Source organism: Geodermatophilus sp. URMC 63 (assembly GCF_053502565.1).
Genome location: NZ_CP199956.1, coordinates 816983 through 834596 on the forward strand (window position 1 = coordinate 816983; position 17614 = coordinate 834596).

19 protein-coding genes are annotated in these 17614 nt (G+C 75.9%); 8 read left to right on the top strand and 11 right to left on the bottom strand.

Annotated features, from left to right (window positions below; translation table 11 throughout):
* Nucleotides 1-9: 9 nt before the first annotated feature.
* Nucleotides 10-837, bottom strand: coding sequence for a hypothetical protein (locus ACWIZO_RS03965; protein WP_448641221.1), 828 nt, complete (start codon nt 835-837; stop codon nt 10-12).
* Complete coding sequence (locus ACWIZO_RS03970) at nt 834-1796, bottom strand: Ppx/GppA phosphatase family protein (RefSeq protein WP_448641222.1); 963 nt, start codon at nt 1794-1796, stop codon at nt 834-836. The genes ACWIZO_RS03965 and ACWIZO_RS03970 overlap by 4 nt, the downstream gene beginning before the upstream one ends.
* Nucleotides 1797-1870: 74 nt before the next feature.
* On the opposite strand from ACWIZO_RS03970, the gene ACWIZO_RS03975 reads away from it, so the two are divergent.
* The 4 genes from ACWIZO_RS03975 (at nt 1871) to ACWIZO_RS03990 (ending at nt 6784) form a co-directional block, all read left to right on the top strand.
* Nucleotides 1871-2692: a hypothetical protein gene (locus tag ACWIZO_RS03975; RefSeq protein WP_448641223.1), complete on the top strand. Its 822-nt coding sequence runs from the start codon at nt 1871-1873 to the stop codon at nt 2690-2692.
* A 93-nt stretch (nt 2693-2785) separates the two neighbouring features.
* A complete protein-coding gene (locus ACWIZO_RS03980; RefSeq protein WP_448641224.1) occupies nt 2786-4975 on the top strand; it encodes a bifunctional MFS transporter/dTMP kinase in 2190 nt (729 codons plus the stop codon).
* Between the two features lie 4 nt (nt 4976-4979).
* Nucleotides 4980-5804 (top strand): class I SAM-dependent methyltransferase, encoded by an 825-nt coding sequence (locus tag ACWIZO_RS03985; protein WP_448641225.1) that lies wholly within the window; start codon nt 4980-4982, stop codon nt 5802-5804.
* Nucleotides 5805-5848: 44 nt separating this feature from the next.
* Nucleotides 5849-6784: an alpha/beta hydrolase gene (locus ACWIZO_RS03990; protein ID WP_448641226.1), complete on the top strand. Its 936-nt coding sequence runs from the start codon at nt 5849-5851 to the stop codon at nt 6782-6784.
* A 38-nt stretch (nt 6785-6822) separates the two neighbouring features.
* Here ACWIZO_RS03990 and ACWIZO_RS03995 read toward each other — a convergent pair whose 3' ends face one another.
* The gene (locus tag ACWIZO_RS03995) at nt 6823-7824 is read right to left on the bottom strand and encodes a helix-turn-helix domain-containing protein (protein WP_448641227.1); all 1002 of its coding nucleotides are present in this window, start codon (nt 7822-7824) and stop codon (nt 6823-6825) included.
* 81 nt (nt 7825-7905) lie between these two features.
* Between ACWIZO_RS03995 and ACWIZO_RS04000 the strand changes: the two genes are divergently transcribed.
* Nucleotides 7906-8118 carry a hypothetical protein gene (locus tag ACWIZO_RS04000; RefSeq protein WP_448641228.1) on the top strand — a complete coding sequence of 71 codons (213 nt, stop codon included), beginning with the start codon at nt 7906-7908 and terminating at the stop codon, nt 8116-8118.
* A gap of 10 nt (nt 8119-8128) precedes the next feature.
* Nucleotides 8129-8350 carry a DUF3072 domain-containing protein gene (locus ACWIZO_RS04005; protein ID WP_073421249.1) on the top strand — a complete coding sequence of 74 codons (222 nt, stop codon included), beginning with the start codon at nt 8129-8131 and terminating at the stop codon, nt 8348-8350.
* 184 nt (nt 8351-8534) lie between these two features.
* Here ACWIZO_RS04005 and ACWIZO_RS04010 read toward each other — a convergent pair whose 3' ends face one another.
* Entirely contained in the window at nt 8535-9215 is a 681-nt protein-coding gene (locus ACWIZO_RS04010; protein WP_448641229.1) for a winged helix-turn-helix domain-containing protein, read from the bottom strand.
* The gene (locus ACWIZO_RS04015) at nt 9212-10420 is read right to left on the bottom strand and encodes a sensor histidine kinase (RefSeq protein ID WP_448641230.1); all 1209 of its coding nucleotides are present in this window, start codon (nt 10418-10420) and stop codon (nt 9212-9214) included. The genes ACWIZO_RS04010 and ACWIZO_RS04015 overlap by 4 nt, the downstream gene beginning before the upstream one ends.
* 222 nt (nt 10421-10642) lie before the next feature.
* Here ACWIZO_RS04015 and phoU point away from each other — a divergent pair, with 222 nt between their 5' ends.
* On the top strand, nt 10643-11302 hold the full coding sequence (phoU, locus tag ACWIZO_RS04020) for a phosphate signaling complex protein PhoU (RefSeq protein WP_446757490.1): 660 nt from the start codon (nt 10643-10645) through the stop codon (nt 11300-11302).
* Here phoU and ACWIZO_RS04025 read toward each other — a convergent pair.
* Genes ACWIZO_RS04025 through mshA form a run of 6 tightly spaced genes read right to left on the bottom strand, consistent with a single transcriptional unit; the run spans nt 11299 to nt 16615 of the window.
* Nucleotides 11299-11877, bottom strand: coding sequence for a mycothiol transferase (locus ACWIZO_RS04025; protein WP_448641231.1), 579 nt, complete (start codon nt 11875-11877; stop codon nt 11299-11301). The genes phoU and ACWIZO_RS04025 overlap by 4 nt on opposite strands.
* Nucleotides 11874-12644: a phosphoglyceromutase gene (locus ACWIZO_RS04030; protein WP_448641232.1), complete on the bottom strand. Its 771-nt coding sequence runs from the start codon at nt 12642-12644 to the stop codon at nt 11874-11876. Before ACWIZO_RS04030 ends, ACWIZO_RS04025 begins: the two co-directional genes overlap by 4 nt.
* Nucleotides 12645-12668: 24 nt before the next feature.
* Nucleotides 12669-12971 carry a hypothetical protein gene (locus ACWIZO_RS04035; protein WP_448641233.1) on the bottom strand — a complete coding sequence of 101 codons (303 nt, stop codon included), beginning with the start codon at nt 12969-12971 and terminating at the stop codon, nt 12669-12671.
* A gap of 42 nt (nt 12972-13013) precedes the next feature.
* On the bottom strand, nt 13014-14645 hold the full coding sequence (locus ACWIZO_RS04040; protein ID WP_448641234.1) for an MFS transporter: 1632 nt from the start codon (nt 14643-14645) through the stop codon (nt 13014-13016).
* A complete protein-coding gene (locus ACWIZO_RS04045; protein ID WP_448641235.1) occupies nt 14642-15247 on the bottom strand; it encodes a YbjN domain-containing protein in 606 nt (201 codons plus the stop codon). The genes ACWIZO_RS04040 and ACWIZO_RS04045 overlap by 4 nt, the downstream gene beginning before the upstream one ends.
* Before the next feature lie 30 nt (nt 15248-15277).
* Nucleotides 15278-16615, bottom strand: a complete 1338-nt coding sequence (gene mshA / locus ACWIZO_RS04050) for a D-inositol-3-phosphate glycosyltransferase (RefSeq protein ID WP_448641236.1) — start codon at nt 16613-16615, stop codon at nt 15278-15280.
* Between the two features lie 86 nt (nt 16616-16701).
* Between mshA and ACWIZO_RS04055 the strand changes: the two genes are divergently transcribed.
* Nucleotides 16702-17469, top strand: coding sequence for an SDR family oxidoreductase (locus ACWIZO_RS04055; RefSeq protein ID WP_448641237.1), 768 nt, complete (start codon nt 16702-16704; stop codon nt 17467-17469).
* Nucleotides 17470-17614 lie beyond the last annotated feature (145 nt).

Sequence of the window (17614 nt, forward strand, 5' to 3'; positions counted from 1 at the left end):
GCCGACGCCTCAGCCGGCGGCGGCGAGCAGCCCGGCGGCCGGGGCGATGGTGAGCAGCGTGCCGGCGAAGACGAGGACGGCGACCAGCCGCGGGCCCATGGGCTCCCGGCCGGCGCGCTGCCGCCACGCGGCCACCCCGGCGACCAGCGCGGTCACCGCCAGCGGCGCGAGGACGACCGCGACCTGGGGCAGCTGCTCCCAGACCACGGTGGACAGGAAGTAGATGCCCACCCCGGCGGCCAGGGCCAGGACCAGCTCGCCGGCGAAGCGCAGCCAGGCGACCACGCCCTCGCGGGTGCCGAGCGGCTCGTCCTCGAGCACCTCGGGCTGGTCGGCCCGGGTCACCGGGATGGGGCCGGTGGCCGGCGCGGCGTCTCCGGCGGCACCCGGGACGCCGGGCTTGCCGCCGGTGGGCCGCAGCCCCGGGATGGCCGCGGTGGACGGCTCGGCCGGCCCCTTCACGGCCGCGGCGGGCGGGGGGACGCCCCGGGACGAGCGCCCGGCGCCGGCCACCCGTCCGGTGTCGCGGGACACCCGTCCGGTGTCGCGGGACACCCGCCCGGCACCGGGGACCCCTCCGGTGTCGTGGGAGAGGCGTCCGGTGTCGGCGACCCGGCCGGTGTCGCTGGCACGCCGGCCGGGGTTGGGCCGGCCGGCGTCGGTGTCGGGGTCGCGCCGGCGCTGCCGGATGGGGGTCTCGCCGGTGTCCTCGCCGCGGCCCCGGCGCCGGACGCTGCGCGGCGCCTCGATGCCGGCCTCGCGGAGGATGTCGGCCAGCGGGCGACCGCCGGTCTCCGGGTCCCGGCGGGGCCCGGGGTCCCTGGGCGGCTGGCTCATCCCACGTCCCCCAACGAGTCGAGTCGCCGGAGGATGACCCCCTCCCGCAGCGCCCACGGACAGATCCGCACGGAGGGTAGATCCAGCGCCTGCATGGCGGACCGCGCCACGACCGCGCCGGCGGGGATCTGGTGCGCGCGGTCGGGCGACACGCCGCGCAGCTCGGCCAGGGCGCGCGACTCGATCCGCGACACGAAGCCGATCAGCTGCCCCAGGCCGTCGCCGGTGAGCTCCCGGTGCACCCGGAGCCCGGCCGAGTAGGGCGCGGCGCCGGTCAGCCGCGCCAGCGTGCGGAACGTCTTGCTCGTGGCGGCCACCAGGTCCGGCGGCCCGGCTCCCCGGAGCTTCCTGGCCGCGGGCCGGAGCACGTCGGCGGCGTACTCCCCCAGGGCGGTGAGGGCGGCGAGGTCGGGCCGGCCGCCGGTGGCCGCCTCGGGCAGGAAGCGGCGGGTCATGCGGCCGGCGCCCAGCGGCACGGACAGGGCGACGTCGGGGTCCTCGTCCGTGCCGCCGGCCAGCTCGAGCGAACCGCCGCCGATGTCGAGCACCAGCAGCCGGCCGGCGCTCCAGCCGTACCACCGGCGCACGGCGAGGAAGGTCAGCCGGGCCTCCTCCTCCCCGCTGGTCACCTGCAGCTCGACGCCGGTCTGCCGGCGGACCCGCTCGAGCACCTCCATGCCGTTGCGCGCCTCGCGGATGGCGGAGGTGACCAGCGCGAGCACCTCCTCGCACCCCATCTCCTCGGCCTTCTCGCACGCCTTGCGCACGGCCTTGACCAGCGCCTTCTCGCCCTCCTTGGACAGCACGTCGTCGTCCCCGACGTGCTCGGCGAGGCGCAGCAGCCAGCGGTCGTCGTGCTGCGGGGTCGGTTGGCCACCGCGGTGGGCGTCGACCACCAGCAGGTGGACGGTGTTCGAGCCGACGTCCAGCACCCCGAGCCGCATGCGGTCAGTCTGCACGGCCCCCCTCCGGAGGCTCGCGCCGAGCGGAGCGAGGCGTGAGGGGGAGGGCCTCCCCTCTCTAGGCTGGGGCCGTGGACGACACGCCTCCCGAGGTCGATCCCGACTTCGCCCGCGAGTGGGTCGAGTTCCCCGACCCGGCCGACCCGCGGCACCGGGTGCGGGCCGACCTCACCTGGCTCTCCTCGGCCTGGACCTGCGTGTTCGGCCGCGGCTGCGCGGGTGTCGTCCCCGGCCGGGCCGACGACGGCTGCTGCAGCCACGGCGCATTCTTCAGCGACGAGGACGACCTGATGCGGGTGACCGCCGCGGTCGCCGACCTCGACGACGAGGACTGGCAGCTGGCCCCCGTCGGGCGCGGCGCCTGGACCGAGGAGGACTCCGCCGACGACGAGGGCCCCAAGGAGGGCGGCGTCCGCTCCCTGCGCACGCGCCTGGTCGACGGCGCCTGCGTCTTCCTCAACCGGCCCGGCTTCCCCGGCGGCACCGGCTGCGCGCTGCACCGCATGGCCCTGCGCGAGGACCTCCACCCCCTGACCACCAAGCCCGACGTCTGCTGGCAGCTGCCCGTGCGCCGCGAGCAGGAGGAGGTCGAGCGACCCGACGGCAGCACCGTGCTGGTGAGCACCATCGGCGAGTTCGACCGGCGCGGCTGGGGCCCGGGCGGCGCGGACCTGCACTGGTGGTGCACCGGCTCCCCCGCCGCGCACGTCTCCCCCGAGCCGCTGGTGCTCACCTACGGCCCCGAGCTGACCGCGCTGCTCGGCCCGGCGGCGTACGCCGAGCTGCGCCGGCTGACCGAGGCCCGGCTCGACCAGGGCCTGGTCGCGCCGCACCCGGCCAGCCCCGCCCCGGTGTCCCTGACCCTGCAGCGGCGGGGTCACCCGGCCGGCTGACCCGACGCCCCGCCCGGGCCGCGGGAGCGCCCGGAGCGCACCGTCCGCCAGTACCCTGCTCGCCACCACCGCGACGACCGGACGGCGAGGACTGTGAGCGACCGACAGGCGGCGAGCCCCGGGGCGGGCGCGTCGAGGTCGTCGGCCGGCGGGCAGGTGCACGAGAACGCGTTGCTGGCGCTGCTGCGCATCCCGGTGTTCCGCCGCATGTGGGCGGCCATCGCCGTCTCCAGCCTGGGCGACTGGCTGGGTCTGCTGGCCACCACCGCGATGGCCCAGCAGCTGACCAGCCAGGAGTCGACCGCCGTGCAGGGCGCGGCCATCTCCGGCGTCATCCTGACCCGGCTGCTGCCCGACCTCGTCCTCGGCCCGCTCGCCGGCGCCCTGGCCGACCGGCTCGACCGGCGCACCACCGTCGTCGTCGGGGACCTGCTGGCGCTGGGCCTGTACCTGTCGATCGGCCTGACCTACGAGCTCACCTGGCTCTACGTCGCGCAGTTCCTCGTCGAGGCCGTCGGGCTGTTCACCAACCCGGCCAAGCAGGCGATCTGGGTCGCGATCGTGCCGCGGGAGCGGCTGGCCGTCGCCAACCAGGTCTCGCTGTTCAGCGTCTACGGCGCGGTCCCGGTCGCCGCGCTGCTGTTCGCGCTGCTGTCCACGGTCAGCCGGGTCTTCCCCGGCAGCGGCGGCACCTCGGACGCGCGGACGGCGATCGTCGTCGCGCTGCTGTTCAACGCGGCGAGCTTCGGGGTCTCGGCCACCACCGTGCTGCTCTCGCGGGCGCTCATCCCGCCCACGGCGGTCGACCGCGAGGCGCCGACCAACGTCTTCTCCCTCGTCGTCGAGGGCGTGTCCTTCCTGCGCAACCAGCCGCTCATGCGGGCGCTCTACGTCGGCGTCATCGGCGCCTTCGGGGCCGGCGGGCTGATCATCGGGGTGGCCCAGCTCTACATCGCCACGCTGGACGCCGGCACGGCCGGGTACGGCGTCGTCTTCGGCGTCGTGTTCACCGGCCTGGCCCTGGGCATGCTGGTCGGGCCGCGCATCCTGCCCACCGTGCCGCGGCGGTCGCTGTTCGCCCGCTCGATCGGCCTGGCCGGGGTCGCCCTGCTGGCGATGTCGGTGCTGCAGGACTTCGTCCTGGCCACCGGCGCGGCCTTCCTGGTCGGCCTGTTCGCCGGGGTCTCGTGGATCATCGGCTACACGCTGATCGGCTTCGAGGTCGAGGACCGGCTGCGCGGGCGGGTGTTCGCCTTCGTCATCTCCTCGGTGCGGATCGTGCTGCTGCTCGCCGTCGCCGTCGGGCCCGGCCTGGCCGGCCTCCTCGGCACGCACGACCTGCGCTTCGGCGAGCTGCTGCTGACCCTGAGCGGTCCCGGCCTGACCCTGCTCATCGGCGGCGTCATCGCCCTGCTGGTCAGCGCCTACGCCGTGCGGCAGGTGGCCCCGCGCGGCCGGTCGCGCACCCGCCCGCGGGACACGCTGCGCCTCCTGTGGGGCAGCTCGGACATCCTCTCGGCCTCCTCCAGCGGGATCGGGCTGTTCGTCGTCGTCGAGGGCGCCGACCGCGACCTCACCCGCCGCTACACCGCCGACCTCGCCCGGGTGCTCCGCGAGGCCGGCCGCCCGGTGGTGGCCACCCACGAGCCGAGCGACACCGCGCTGGGCCGGCAGGTGCGCCGGCTGCTGTACCCGCCGGCGCCCGAGCCGGCCGACGACCGCTCGGTGACCGACGGCGAGGGCCGGTCGGTGGCCGCCTACACCGCGGCGCTGCTGGCCGCGGCCGACCGCGCCGAGCACGTGGCCACGGTGATCCGTCCGGCGCTCGGCCGCCGCGAGGTCGTGGTGTGCAACCACTACGTGGACACCTCGATCGCCTTCCACGGCGCCGGGCAGGGCCTGGACGCCGACCGCATCTTCCGCACCTCGCTGTGGGCCACCCGAGGCCTGCTGCCCGACCTCACCGTGGTGGTCGACTCCCCCGTCACCGCCGGCCCGGCCGACGCCGACGCCGGCGCGGTCCGCGCGGCGTTCCTCGCCCAGGCCGAGGCCGCGCCCGACCGCTACGTCGTCGTCCCGGGCGAGCTGCTGGGCGCCGACGGCACCCCCGACGGGGGCGGCCTGGTGTCCCACGCCGTCCGCCGGCGGATCAGCACGCTGCTGGCCCAGCGCTACCCCGAGCACGGCGAGGGCCGGACCGAGGACGCCGTCGGCGTGGCCGGAGCGCCGGTCGGCGCGGCGCGGACGGGTCCCGGGCGCGGCACCGGCGGCTCCGTAGGCTGACCGCGTGACTGCCCCGGTGACCTGGACGACCGAGGACACCGAGGAGGTCGACTGCTGCCTGTGCGGTGTGCGCGGCCGGCTCGTGCACGACCTCGCCCCCTTCGGCGTCGTGCGCTGCCCCCGGTGCGGCCTGGTCTTCATCAGCCCGCGGCTGGCGCCGGCAGCCCTGCAGCGGCTCTACGACGACGTCGGCTACTTCGAGGGCGGCGTCTACGGGGACGCCGCCCAGGAGCCCCGGCGGTTCGACGCCGCGATGCTGCTGCAACGCACCTGGACCGCCGGTCGGCTCGCGCTGCTCGACCGGGTGCGCGGCCGCGGCCCCGGCGGCCGGCTGCTGGAGGTCGGCGCCGGCTACGGGCTGTTCCTGGACGCCGCCCGGCGGGCCGGCTGGGAGACCAGCGGGGTGGAGCTGTCGCGCACCGGCGCCCGGCACGCCCGCGAGACGCTCGGGCTCGACGTCTTCTGCGGCCAGCTCGCCGAGGCCCCGCTGCGGCCCGGCGTCGACGTCGTCTGCGCGTGGGACACCGTCGAGCACGTCCCCGACCCGCTCGACCTCTGGCGCACGGTGCGGTCCCTGGTGGCCGACGACGGCGTCGTCCTGTTCTCCACGCCCTACGTCTCGTCGCTGCCCGCCCGCCTGCTGGGCACCCGCTGGTGGACGCTCAAGCCGGCCGAGCACATCTGGCACTTCACCCCGCGCACCCACGCGGTGCTGCTGGCCCGCGCCGGGCTCGCGCTGACCCAGGTCGTGCGCAGCCCGCTGGCCGCGGCCAACGCCGGCCGGCTGGACTCCCTGGTCGGGGTGGCCCGGCCCGTTCCCCTGGACTGACGCGCAGGTCCGGGCACCGGTGTCCCGGCGGACGAGGAGATCCCGTGCAGGTCGGTCTGGACGGGCTGGTGCCCTCAGGACTCCTGCGGCACGTCCCGGAGAGCCGGGCGTTCTACGCCGCGCGCGGGGAGCGGCGAGGCCCCGCGTCCCTGGAGGAACTGCGGGAGGCCCGGGCCGCGCTCGTCCCCGCTCCGCAGCGCGAGGGCGTCACCGTCGAGCGGGTCGCGGGTGCACCCGGCCGGGAGGTGCCCGTGCGGATCACGGTGCCGGAGGTCGCGGAGGTGCGCGGCGTGTACCTCGACATCCCGGGTGGGGGCTTCTCGCTCGGGCCGACGGCCGGCGCCGACGCCCGCAACGCGGCACTCGCCGGGTCGCTCGGGATCGTCGTCGTCAGCGTCGGCTACCGGCTCGCCCCCGAGGACCCCTGGCCGGCCGCGCCGGACGACTGCGAGGCCGCCGCGCTCTGGCTCGTCGAGCACGCCGGGGCCCGGTTCGGCACCACCGACCTGGCGATCGGCGGGAGCTCGGCCGGGGCCACCCTCGCCGTGACGACGCTGCTGCGGCTCCGGGACCGGGGCCGTGCGGACCGCTTCTCCGGTGCCGACCTGCAGTTCGGCACCTACGACCTCAGCGGCCGGACCCCAGCGGGTCGGCGGATCGCCGACGAGTGGTTCCTCGAGGCCTACGCCGGCCACCTGGCCGATCGCAGCGTCCCTGACGTGTCGCCGGTCTTCGGCGACCTGCGCGGCCTGCCGCCGGCGCTCGTGACCGTCGGGGCGTCGGACGTCCTGCTCGAGGACAACCTGGTCATGGCGGCACGGCTCTCCGCCGCAGGGGTGGACGTCGACGTCCGCGTGTACCCGGAGTCGCCCCACGGGTTCACCGGTCACCCCACCGGCATGGCACGAGCCGCGCTGACCGGCCGGGACGCCTGGCTGGCCGAGCGCCTCGCCGCACGGACGACGTCCCGCCGTCCCTGACTGCGAGCGCGTGCAGCGCAGGGCCGACGGGTGGAGTCCTACGCGGCCGAGCCCTCACCGGCCGGCACCGCGGCGGCCGTGCGGAAGGTCTGCCGGTAGGCCCGCGGGGACACCCCGCGGCGGCGGGCGAACTGCTCGCGGAACCCGGCAGCGGTGCCGAAGCCGACCAGCCGCGCGATCTCCTCGACGGGCGCCTCGGTCTCCTCCAGCAGCGCCTCGGCGGCGGCCAGCCGCTGCGCGAGCAGCCAGGCGTGCGGCGTCGTCCCGGTGGTGGCCTTGAACCGGCGGGCGAAGCTGCGCGGGCTCATCAGCGCCCGCCGCGCGAGCGCCTCGACGCTGATGTCCTCGGCCAGGTGCGCGCGCGCCCAGTCGAGCACGATGCCCAGCAGGTCGTCCTCGCAGCGGGCGACCGGGGTGTCGATGTACTGCGCCTGCCCGCCGTCGCGGTGCGGCGGGACCACCATCTCGCGGGCCAGCGCGTTGGCCGCCGTCGCACCCCACTCCCGCCGGACGAAGTGCAGCAGGGCATCGACGCCGCTCGCCGTGCCGGCGCCGGTGATGACCGTGCCCTCGTCGACGTAGAGGACCCGCGGGTCGACGTCGACGCGCGGGTAGCGGGCGGCCAGCTCACCGGCGTACCGCCAGTGCGTGGTGGCCCGCCGGCCGTCGAGCAGGCCGGCCTCCGCGACGACGAAGGCGCCGGTGCAGTGGCTGATGATCTGCGCACCGCGGGCGTGCACGGCCCGCAGCACCTCGAGGACCGCCGGCGGGACGGGCGCGGACAGCTTCTCCCACGCGGTCACCAGGACGACGTCGGAGGTGTCCAGCCGCTCGAGACCGTGCTCGACGTACAGCGCCAGGCCGGTGTCGGTGCGCACGATGCCCGGGCGGTCGGTGACCACGGCGAAGTCGAACCGCGGCATGCCCAGGCGGCGGTAGTCGTAGCCGAAGACCTCGGCGGCGACGCCGAGGCCGAAGGCGCCCAGGACGCCGTCGCCGGCGAGCAGGCTGACGACGAGCGGGCGGTCGGTTCCGGTCACGCCGACATCATGGCAGGAAAGACGCGATCCGTGTCACATCTGCCACTCGTCGCGCCCCGCGGGCCGGAGCACGCTCGTCCCATGTTGCTGATCACCTGCCCCGTGACCCGGACCGACGAGCTGGTCGCCGACCGGCGGATCCGATCGGTCGCCAACCACCCGACGCACGTCGCGCTGTCGGTCGAGTGCCCCGCCTGCGGGAGCGTGCACGTGTACCGGACCGGCCGGCGCTGGGAGCAGGCCCGCGCCGCGGTGGCGGCTGCTCGACCTGCGGCGGAGCTCACCCACGCCTAGACTCGAACACATGAGCGAATCGAACGTCAACACCGGACAGGCCGGCGACCCGACCGCGGAGAAGGACCCGTCGGACTGGGTGACCGGCGACGAGCCCGCCACCGGGGCGCAGAAGAGCTACCTGCACACCCTGGCGCGCCAGGCCGGGGAGGACGTCCCGGAGGACATCACCAAGGCCGACGCCTCGAAGAAGATCGACGAGCTCCAGGAGGAGACCGGCCGGGGCCAGTGACCCCGCGGGCTCCCAGCCGGACGGCTTCGTCATGCGGGCGGCTCGAACGTGAGCCGCCCTGCGGAGGACGGCGGACCGGTCGCGGGGCCGGAGGCTCCCGCCCGGGACGCCGTGGCAGGGCTCAGCGCCAGGTGACGAGGCACCTGGCCGCGGTGTCGGCCGGTAGGCCGACAGTGTCATCGTGTCATTGCTCGAACTTGTAGCCCAGGCCGCGGACGGTCACCAGGTGCTTGGGGTTGGCGGGGTCGGGCTCGATCTTGGCGCGCAGCCGCTTGACGTGGACGTCGAGGGTCTTGGTGTCGCCGACGTAGTCCGAGCCCCAGACCCGGTCGATGAGCTGCCCGCGGGTGAGCACCCGTCCGGCGTTGCGGAGCAGCAGCTCGAGCAGGTCGAACTCCTTGAGCGGCAGCGCGACCGCCTCGCCGTCCACGGCGACGACGTGCCGCTCGACGTCCATGCGCACCGGGCCGGCCTCCAGCGCGCCGTCGGCGGGCGCCTCGACGTCCCCCCGGCGGCGCAGGACGGCGCGGATGCGGGCGACCAGCTCGCGTGCCGAGTACGGCTTGGTGACGTAGTCGTCGGCGCCCAGCTCGAGGCCGACCACCTTGTCGACCTCGGAGTCCTTGGCCGTCAGCATGATGATCGGGACGTTGCTGCGGGAGCGCAGCGCCCGGCAGACCTCCGTGCCGGGCAGCCCGGGCAGCATGAGGTCGAGCAGGACGATGTCCGCCCCGGCGCGGTCGAACTCGGCCAGGGCCTCGGGGCCGCTGGGGGCGACGACCGCCTCGAACCCCTCGCGGCCGAGCATGTAGGACAGCGCGTCGGAGAAGGACTCCTCGTCCTCCACCACCAGCACTCGGGTCATGACCGTCCTTCCTGGAGGACCTGCGCGGCGTCGGCCGCCGCGGCGGGGGTGTCCGGGCGGCCCTCGACCGCCAGGGGGATGCGCAGGGTGAACGTGGAGCCGAGGCCCTCCTCGCTCCACACGCTGATCGAGCCGCCGTGGTTGCTGGCCACGTGCTTGACGATCGCCAGGCCCAGCCCCGTGCCCCCGGTCCTGCTGGCCCGCGACTGGTCCACGCGGTAGAACCGCTCGAAGACCCGTCCCCGGTCCTGGCGCGGGATGCCGATGCCGCTGTCGGTCACGGCGATCTCGGCGAAGCCCGAGCGCGCCCGGGCGCCGACGGCGATGCGGGTGTCGGCCGGGCTGTAGGCCACGGCGTTGGCCAGCAGGTTGGTCACGGCCGTCGAGAGCTGGGCCTCCACACCGCGCACGACGAGCCCCCGGCGACCGCCGACGGCGATGGTGATGCCCTTGGCGGCGGCGGCGAGGCCGGTGCGGTCGACGGCCTCGGCGAGCACGGTGTCGACGTCGACCGGCGCGAGCTCGGGCAGTGGCTCGGCGCCCTGCAGGCGGGAGAGGTCGATGAGCTCGCGGACCAGGCGGGCCAGCCGGTCGGCCTCGTGCGCCATGCGGGTGGCGAAGCGCTGCACCGTCTCGGGGTCGTCGGCGGCGCCCTGCATCGCCTCGGCCAGCAGCCCGAGCGCGCCGACCGGCGTCTTGAGCTCGTGCCCCACGTTGGCGACGAAGTCGCGGCGGACGGCCTCCACCCGGCGGGCCTCGGTGACGTCCTGCAGCACCAGGGCGACCGGGCCGGGCACCGGCGCCGGGCCGCTCTCCAGCCGCACACCGTGGACGCCGACCGTGCGCGGGCCGCCACCGACGAGGTCGCCGGGCAGCGTCACGTCCGCCCGGCGGCTGCCCCCGCCGCGGACGTCGCGCACCAGGCGCAGCAGCTCGGGGACCAGCAGCCGGTGGTCGCGGACGATGCCGAGCCCGCGGGCGGCGGGGTTGGCCAGCACCACGGCGTCGTCGACGTCGAGGACGAGCACCGCCGGGTCCATGAGGTCGAGCAGCCGCCGGGCCAGCTGCGCCTCCCGCGCCGCGCCGTCGGGCTCGCCGGCGGTCCGCTCGGGGTGGGCGGCCGGGCGGCGGACGAGCAGGACGACGGCGGCCGCGACCACCGCGCCGACGACGAGGCCGGTCACGAGGGCGACCAGCGGGCTCACGAGGCAGATGCTAGGCCGCAGGGCGGCCCGGTCGTCCCCCGTCGGGGTGACCGCGCGGCGCCGGGCGGGGACTGTTCACGCGGGCGTGTCCGCCCGTTCACCGGGCGGGGATCCGCACCACGCCCAGGGCTCCTACCCTCGGGATCCAGACGACGGCGCACCGGATCAGACGGTGGCCGCACCCGCCGCCGGCCTCCGTGCGGCCGGCCACGAGGAGGACCCGTGCGCGAGCACTACCGCGGAGAGCTCGAGGACATCAACGCCTGCCTGGTGGAGATGGCGAACTCGGTGGGCTCGGCGATGAGCACCGCCACGACCGCCCTGCTCGACGCCGACGTGTCCCTCGCCGACCTGGTCATCGCCGGGGACGAGCACGTCGACGCGGTGCGCGAGAGCATCGAGGAGCGCTGCTTCACCCTGCTGGCCCGCCAGCAGCCGGTCGCCACCGACCTGCGCACGATCACCACCGCGATGCGCATCGTCGCCGACCTCGAGCGCATGGGCGACCTCGCCGTCCACGTGGCCAAGCTGGCCCGGATGCGCTTCCCGGAGTCGGCCGTCCCCGCCGAGGTGCGGCCGATCCTCCTCGAGGCCGGCCACGTCGCGCAGAGCCTGGTCGCCAAGACCGGCGCGGTGATCGCCCGCCTCGACGTCCGGGCCGCCGCCGAGCTCGAGAGCGACGACGACCTCATGGACGCGCTGCACCGTCAGCTGTTCGGCGTGCTGCTGAGCCCCGGCTGGCCGCACGGCATGGAGGCGGCCATCGACATCACGCTGCTCGGCCGCTACTACGAGCGCTTCGCCGACCACGCCGTCAGCGTCGCCCGCCGCGTCGTCTACCTGGTCACCGGCGAGCGGCAGATGCAGGAGACCGCGAGCTAGGGCCGGTACCGGCCGCTCACGGGACGCCAGTCCTCCGGCGGGTCCTCGCCGACCCGGCCGTCGACGGCCTCGCGCAGCAGGTCGGCGTGCCCGGTGTGCCGCCCGTACTCCTCGAGCAGGTCGCACACCAGCCGGCGCAGGCCCACCGGCTGCCCGTCGGGGCCCGAGAGGTGCACCGTCCGGTCGAGCCCGCCGTCGGCCACCGCCTCGGCCAGCCGCACCCGGGACCGTGCCACGGCGTCGTCCCAGGTCGCGTAGAGGTCCGCGGGGGCGTCCTCGGCCGCCGAGGTGAACGGCCACTCGAAGTCACCGGCCCGGGCGACCGCCTCCCAGCGCTCCCCGGGTGAGGCTCCCGGCAGCTTCCACGTCGTGGTGAGGTCCTCCACCAGCGCGAGGTGCTTGAGCAGCCCGCCGAGGGTCAGCGAGGAGACCCCGACCCGCGCCCGCAGGCCGTCGGCGTCGAGGCCGTCGGCCTTCCAGCGGAACGTGGTGCGGAGCCGGTCGAGGGCACCGAGCAGGTGCTCGGTCTCGGTGCCGGTGAACGGGGGCTCCCAGGGCGGGAGCCCACCGGTCACTTCTTGCCCTGGTTCTTGACCGCCTCGATGGCGGCCGCGGCGGCCTCCGGGTCGAGATACTCACCCCCGGGCTTGACCGGCGTGAGGTCGGCGTCGAGGTCGTAGCGCAGCGGGACGCCGGTGGGGATGTTGAGGCCCACGACCTCGTCCTCCCCCATGCCGTCGAGGTGCTTGACCAGCGCCCGCAGGCTGTTGCCGTGCGCGGCCACGAGCACGGTGGCGCCGCTGCGCAGGTCGGGCACGATCGCGTCGTACCAGTACGGCAGCATCCGGACGACGACGTCGGCCAGGCACTCGGTGGCCGGGCGCACCTCGGGCGGCAGGAACGCGTAGCGCGGGTCGCCGTCCTGGGAGTACTCGCTGCCGGCCTCGATCGGCGGCGGCGGGGTGCTGTAGGAGCGGCGCCACACCATGAACTGCTCCTCGCCGTACTCGGCGAGGGTGGCGGCCTTGTCCTTGCCCTGCAGCGCGCCGTAGTGCCGCTCGTTGAGCCGCCACGACCGGCGCACCGGGATCCACTGCCGGTCGGCGGTGGCCAGCGCGAGCTCGGCGGTGGTGATCGCCCGCTTGAGCAGCGAGGTGTGCAGCACGTCGGGCAGCAGGCCGTGCTCGGCGAGCAGCTGCCCCCCGCGGGCGGCCTCGGCGCGGCCCTTCTCCGACAGCTCGACGTCGACCCACCCGGTGAACAGGTTGGCCTTGTTCCACTCGCTCTCGCCGTGGCGGAGCAGCACGAGGGTGCCCGGGGCGTTCACCGCTGACGTCGTCACGGGCCCATCCTGCCCGAACCGAGCTCAGCCGGTCACCAGCGGCCAGAGCACCCAGACCTCGTAGAGGACCGGCGGCGCCAGCCCGGCCAGCAGCCACGGACTGCGCACCCGGCGGGCCGCGCCCCACCGCACCGCGGCCACCAGCGCCACGCAGCAGGTGACGGCGACGCCCAGCCACAGCACGGTCGCAGCCACGTCGACGACGAACAGCTGGGCGAACACCAGCTGCACGGCGCACAGCAGCAGCGGGTAGACCAGCCCGGAGGCGGCGACGACGCCGATCAGCGCGCGGGCCAGGCGCTCCTGCTGCGCGGGCGGGTCGGTCACCGGCCCCACGCTAGGCGTCGGGGCACGCCCACGCGCGGGTGTTCAGGACGGCGTCGACCGCGGACGACGCCGTCCCGGGAGCCAGACCAGGACGACGACCGCGGCGACCGCCGAGGCGGTGGCCGTCCCGACGGCGGTGACGTGCATGGCGGAGACGAACGCCTCGCGGGCGGCCCCGACCAGCGCCTCGGCCGCGGCGGCCCGCTCCTCGTCGCCGGCCGCGCGGGCCGCGACGGCGGTGACCCGCGCGGCCTCGAGGGTGGCCGCGATCGAGGTGCTCGCCTCGTCGCGCACCGCGGCCGGCAGCACGTCGACGACCCGGCCGACGTTCGCCGCGTAGGCGGTGGCGAGCAGCGAGCCGAGGATGGCCACGCCCAGGGCGCCGCCGACCTGGCGGACGGTATTGTTCACCGCGGCGCCCGCGCCGGCCTTCTCCCGCGGCACCACCGACATGATCGACTCGGTGGCCGGCGCCATCACCGCGCCCATGCCCAGACCCTGCACGCTGAGCGCGGTGACCAGGAGCCACAGCGGGGCGTCCTGGTCGAGCAGCTGGAACCCCAGGAACGACAGCGTGATGAGCACGAACCCGCCCGCGCAGACGGCCTTGGCGCCCAGGCGCTCGGCCAGCCGGGAGCTGCGGGTCGCCATCAGGGCCATCCCCAGTGCCACCGAGATGAGCGTCGCGCCCGACTGCAGCGGGTCGTAGCCGCGCGCCCCCTGCAGGTAGTACACGAGGTAGAAGGTCGCGCCCATCAGGGCGAAGAAGTTCAGGCCCAGCGCCGCGGCCGCCGCGGAGAAGGCCGGCAGGCGGAACAGCGAGACGTCGAGCGCCGGGTGCGTCGACCGCCGCTGCAACCAGACGAACAGCGCCATGAGCACCACGCCGCCGACCAGCGGCAGGAGCACGCCCGGCGTCGCCCAGCCCACCCCCGAGCCGCCGTGGATGATGCCGTAGACTAGGCCGGCCAGGGCGGCGATCGACAGCAGCACCCCCGGGACGTCGAGCCGGCCCGGCTCGGGGTCGCGCGACTCCGGCACGAACGCGACCGTGCCCAGCACGCCGAGGACGGCCACCGGGACGCCGATGAGGAAGATCGCGCCCCACCAGAAGTGGGTGAGCACCGCGCCGCTGGCCAGCGGCCCACCGGCCACGGCCAGGCCCGCGGTGGCCGCCCAGATGCCGATCGCCCGGCCGCGCTCGCTCGCCGGGAAGACGTTGGTGATGACGGCGAGGGTGGTCGGCTGCACGGCCGCGCCGCCGACGCCCATCACCGCCCGGTACGCGATGAGCTCCAGCGGGCTGTCGGCGGTGGCGGCCAGCACCGAGCCCGTCGCGAAGACGGTCAGGCCGATGAGCAGGACCGTGCGCCGGCCGATCCGGTCGCCGATGACGCCCCAGGAGAACAGCAGCCCGGCGAAGACGACGATGTAGGCGTCCACGGCCCACTGCAGCTCGCCCTGGGTCGCGCCGAGCTCGCGCTGCAGCGTCGGGATGGCCACGTTGAGCGTCGTGTTGCCCATGATCACCACGAGCAGGCAGACCGTCATGGTGGCCAGCACCCACCACCGCCGGGGGTAGCCGGGACGCTCCCCGGCCGGTGCCGCGGCCGGTGCGGCGGGCGCGGCCGGTGCGGCGGGCGCGGCCGCGCGGTCCCGCCCGGTCGCGGTCACGCCCCGCCGTCCGGGGCGGTCCCTCCCCCGTCGCCCCGGGCCGGGCCGGGCGCGCCGCCCGGCGTCTCCGAGCGGCTCCCGGCCTGCGCGAAGGCGGCGAAGGCCTCCAGGTTGCGCAGCGACTCCCCGCGCTTGACCCGCCACTCCCACTCCCGGCGGATCGAGCTGCCGAAGCCGATCTCGAGCATCGTGTTGAAGTGGTCGTCGGCGTAGCTGAGGACGGCGCCGAGCAGCCGGTCGAGCTCGTCGGGCGTCACCGCGGCGTGCGGGACCCGGCCGGTCAGGTAGACGTCCCCGACCCGGTCGACCGAGTACGCGACGCCGTACATGCGGGCGTTGTGCTGCAGCAGGTAGGTCCACAGCTGCTCGCGGTTCTCGTCGGGCTGGCGGCAGACGAAGGCCTCCACCCGCAGCGCGTGCTCGCCGACGATGAGCCCGCACACCGTCTTGAGCTTCTGGGTGCCGGGCAGGTCGACCAGCCACCGGCCCGGCGCCGGGTGCTCGTGCGCCAGCTCGGCATCCCGCAGCGTCCGGTCGATGACCGCGTCCAGCGCGGCGACGACGTCCGTGCGCGCCGGCCGCTCGCCGCCGTCGGTGCTCACCGCGTTCCCCGGCTCACCGTGCCACCCGCATCACCAGGCCACCTGGGTCCCGGGCACCGGCCACAGCGCGCCGACGGCCCGCTCGCGCCGCACGGCGGCCGCCGCCGCGGCCATCTCGGCGGCCGCGGAGCCGTAGGCCGCCACCAGCGCGTCGGCGGTGCGGTCCCAGGAGAAGTCCCCGGCGTGCCGACGCGCGCCGGCGGCCAGCAGGGGGCGCCGGGTGAGCACCGCGCGGATGGCGGCGGCGTAGGCGGCGGGGTCGCGGCCCTCGACCAGCACCCCGGAGACGCCGTCGCGCACGGCGGTCCGCAGTCCGCCCACCGCGGCGGCCACGACGGGCGTGCCGCAGGCCTGCGCCTCGAGCGCGACCAGGCCGAAGGACTCGTTGTGGCTCGGGACGACGGCGACGTCGGCGGCCCGGTAGTGCAGCGCCAGCCGGTCGGGCGCCTGCGGCGGCAGGAAGCGCACCCGGTCGGCGATGCCCAGCCGCCCGGCCAGCTCCTCCAGCCGGCGCGGCGCCTCCAGGCCCGACCCGCTGGGCGCGCCGACCACGTGCACCCGCAGCCGGTCGCGCAGGTCGGGGTCGTCCTCGAGCATCCGCGCGGCTGCCTCGAGCAGCAGGTCGGGGGCCTTGAGCGGCTGGATCCGGCCGACGAAGGTCAGCACGACGGCGTCGGCGGGCACGCCCAGCGCGCGGCGGGCGGCGGCGCGGTCGCCGGGGCGGAAGCGGTCGAGGTCGACGCCCGGGGGGACGACGAGGGTGCGCCGGGGGTCGGCCCCGTAGTGCTCGACGAGCTGGCGGGCCTCCTCCTCGGTGTTGGCCACCAGCCGGTCGGCCTCGGCGACCACCTGCTCCTCGCCGATGACACGGGCGCGCGGCTCGGGCCGGTCGCCGGCGGCCAGCGCGGCGTTCTTCACCTTGGCGAGGGTGTGGGCGGTGTGGATGAGCGGGACGCTCCACCGGTCGCGGGCCAGCCAGCCGACCTGCCCGGACAGCCAGTAGTGCGAGTGGACGACGTCGTAGTGGCCCGGCTCGTGCTGCGCCTCCTCGCGCAGGACACCGGCGGTGAAGGCGCACAGCTGGGCGGGCAGCTCCTCCTTGCCCAGACCCTCGAACGGGCCGGCGCTGACGTGCCGCACGGTGACCCCGGGGCTCATCTCGACCACGGGGGGCAGGTCGCTGGAGGTGGCCCGGGTGAACACGTCGACGGCGATGCCCCGCGCGGCCAGCCGGCGGGAGACCTCGACGATGTAGACGTTCATCCCCCCGGCGTCGCCCGCGCCGGGCTGGTCGAGCGGGCTGGTGTGCACCGAGACCGTGGCCACCCGCCGGGGCGCGCGCGGGGTGAGCAGGCGGCGAGCAGGCACACCGAACCTCCCGCCAGCACCCGTCCCGGGCGCCGTGAGAGCACCCCTGTCGACTCTCCATCCTGCAACAGGGTCAGGATGACCACATGTCCGCCCCCGCCTCCTCCACGCTCCCCGGGACCGGGCGCACCGCCGTCGTCACCGGTGCCACCAGCGGCATCGGGGCCGCCACGGCCACCCGGCTGGCGGCCGAGGGCTTCGACGTCGTCCTCGGTGCGCGCCGGATGGACCGGCTGACCGAGCTGGCCGGCACCATCGGCGCCCGGGCGCTGCCGCTCGACGTCACCGACGCCGCCTCGGTCGACGCCTTCGTCGCCGAGCTGCCGCGCGTGGACGTGCTGGTGAACAACGCCGGCGGCGCGTTCGACGCCAACCCGGTGGCGCGGGCCGACCTGGACTCCTGGGCACGGACCTTCGAGGTCAACGTGCTCGGCACCGTGCGGCTGACCAAGGCGCTGCTGCCCGCGCTGATCGCCTCCGGCGCCGGCGACGTGCTGTTCGTCGGCTCGACCGCGGGGCTGGTCAGCTACGAGGGCGGGGCGTCCTACACCGCGGCCAAGCACGGCGTGCACACGCTGGCCGAGACGCTGCGCCTGGAGGTGTTCGACCAGCCGGTGCGGGTGATCGAGATCGCGCCCGGGATGGTGCGCACCGAGGAGTTCGCGGTCAACCGGGTCGGCGACCAGGAGCTGGCCGACGCCGTCTACCGCGGGGTGCGCGAGCCGCTGGTGGCCGACGACGTCGCCGACTGCATCGCCTGGGCGCTCACCCGACCGCACCACGTCAACGTCGACCTGCTCGTCGTCCGCCCGCGCGCGCAGGCCGCCCAGCACAAGGTGCACCGCGAGGCGTGAGCGTGTACGTCCGCGAGGCCACCGACGACGACTGGCCGCGCATCCACCCGTTCTTCCGGACGGTGGTCGACGCCGGCCGCACGGATGCCTACCCGGAGGGGCTCTCGCTCGAGGACGCCCGGCCCCTCCGGATGGAGGAGCCGCC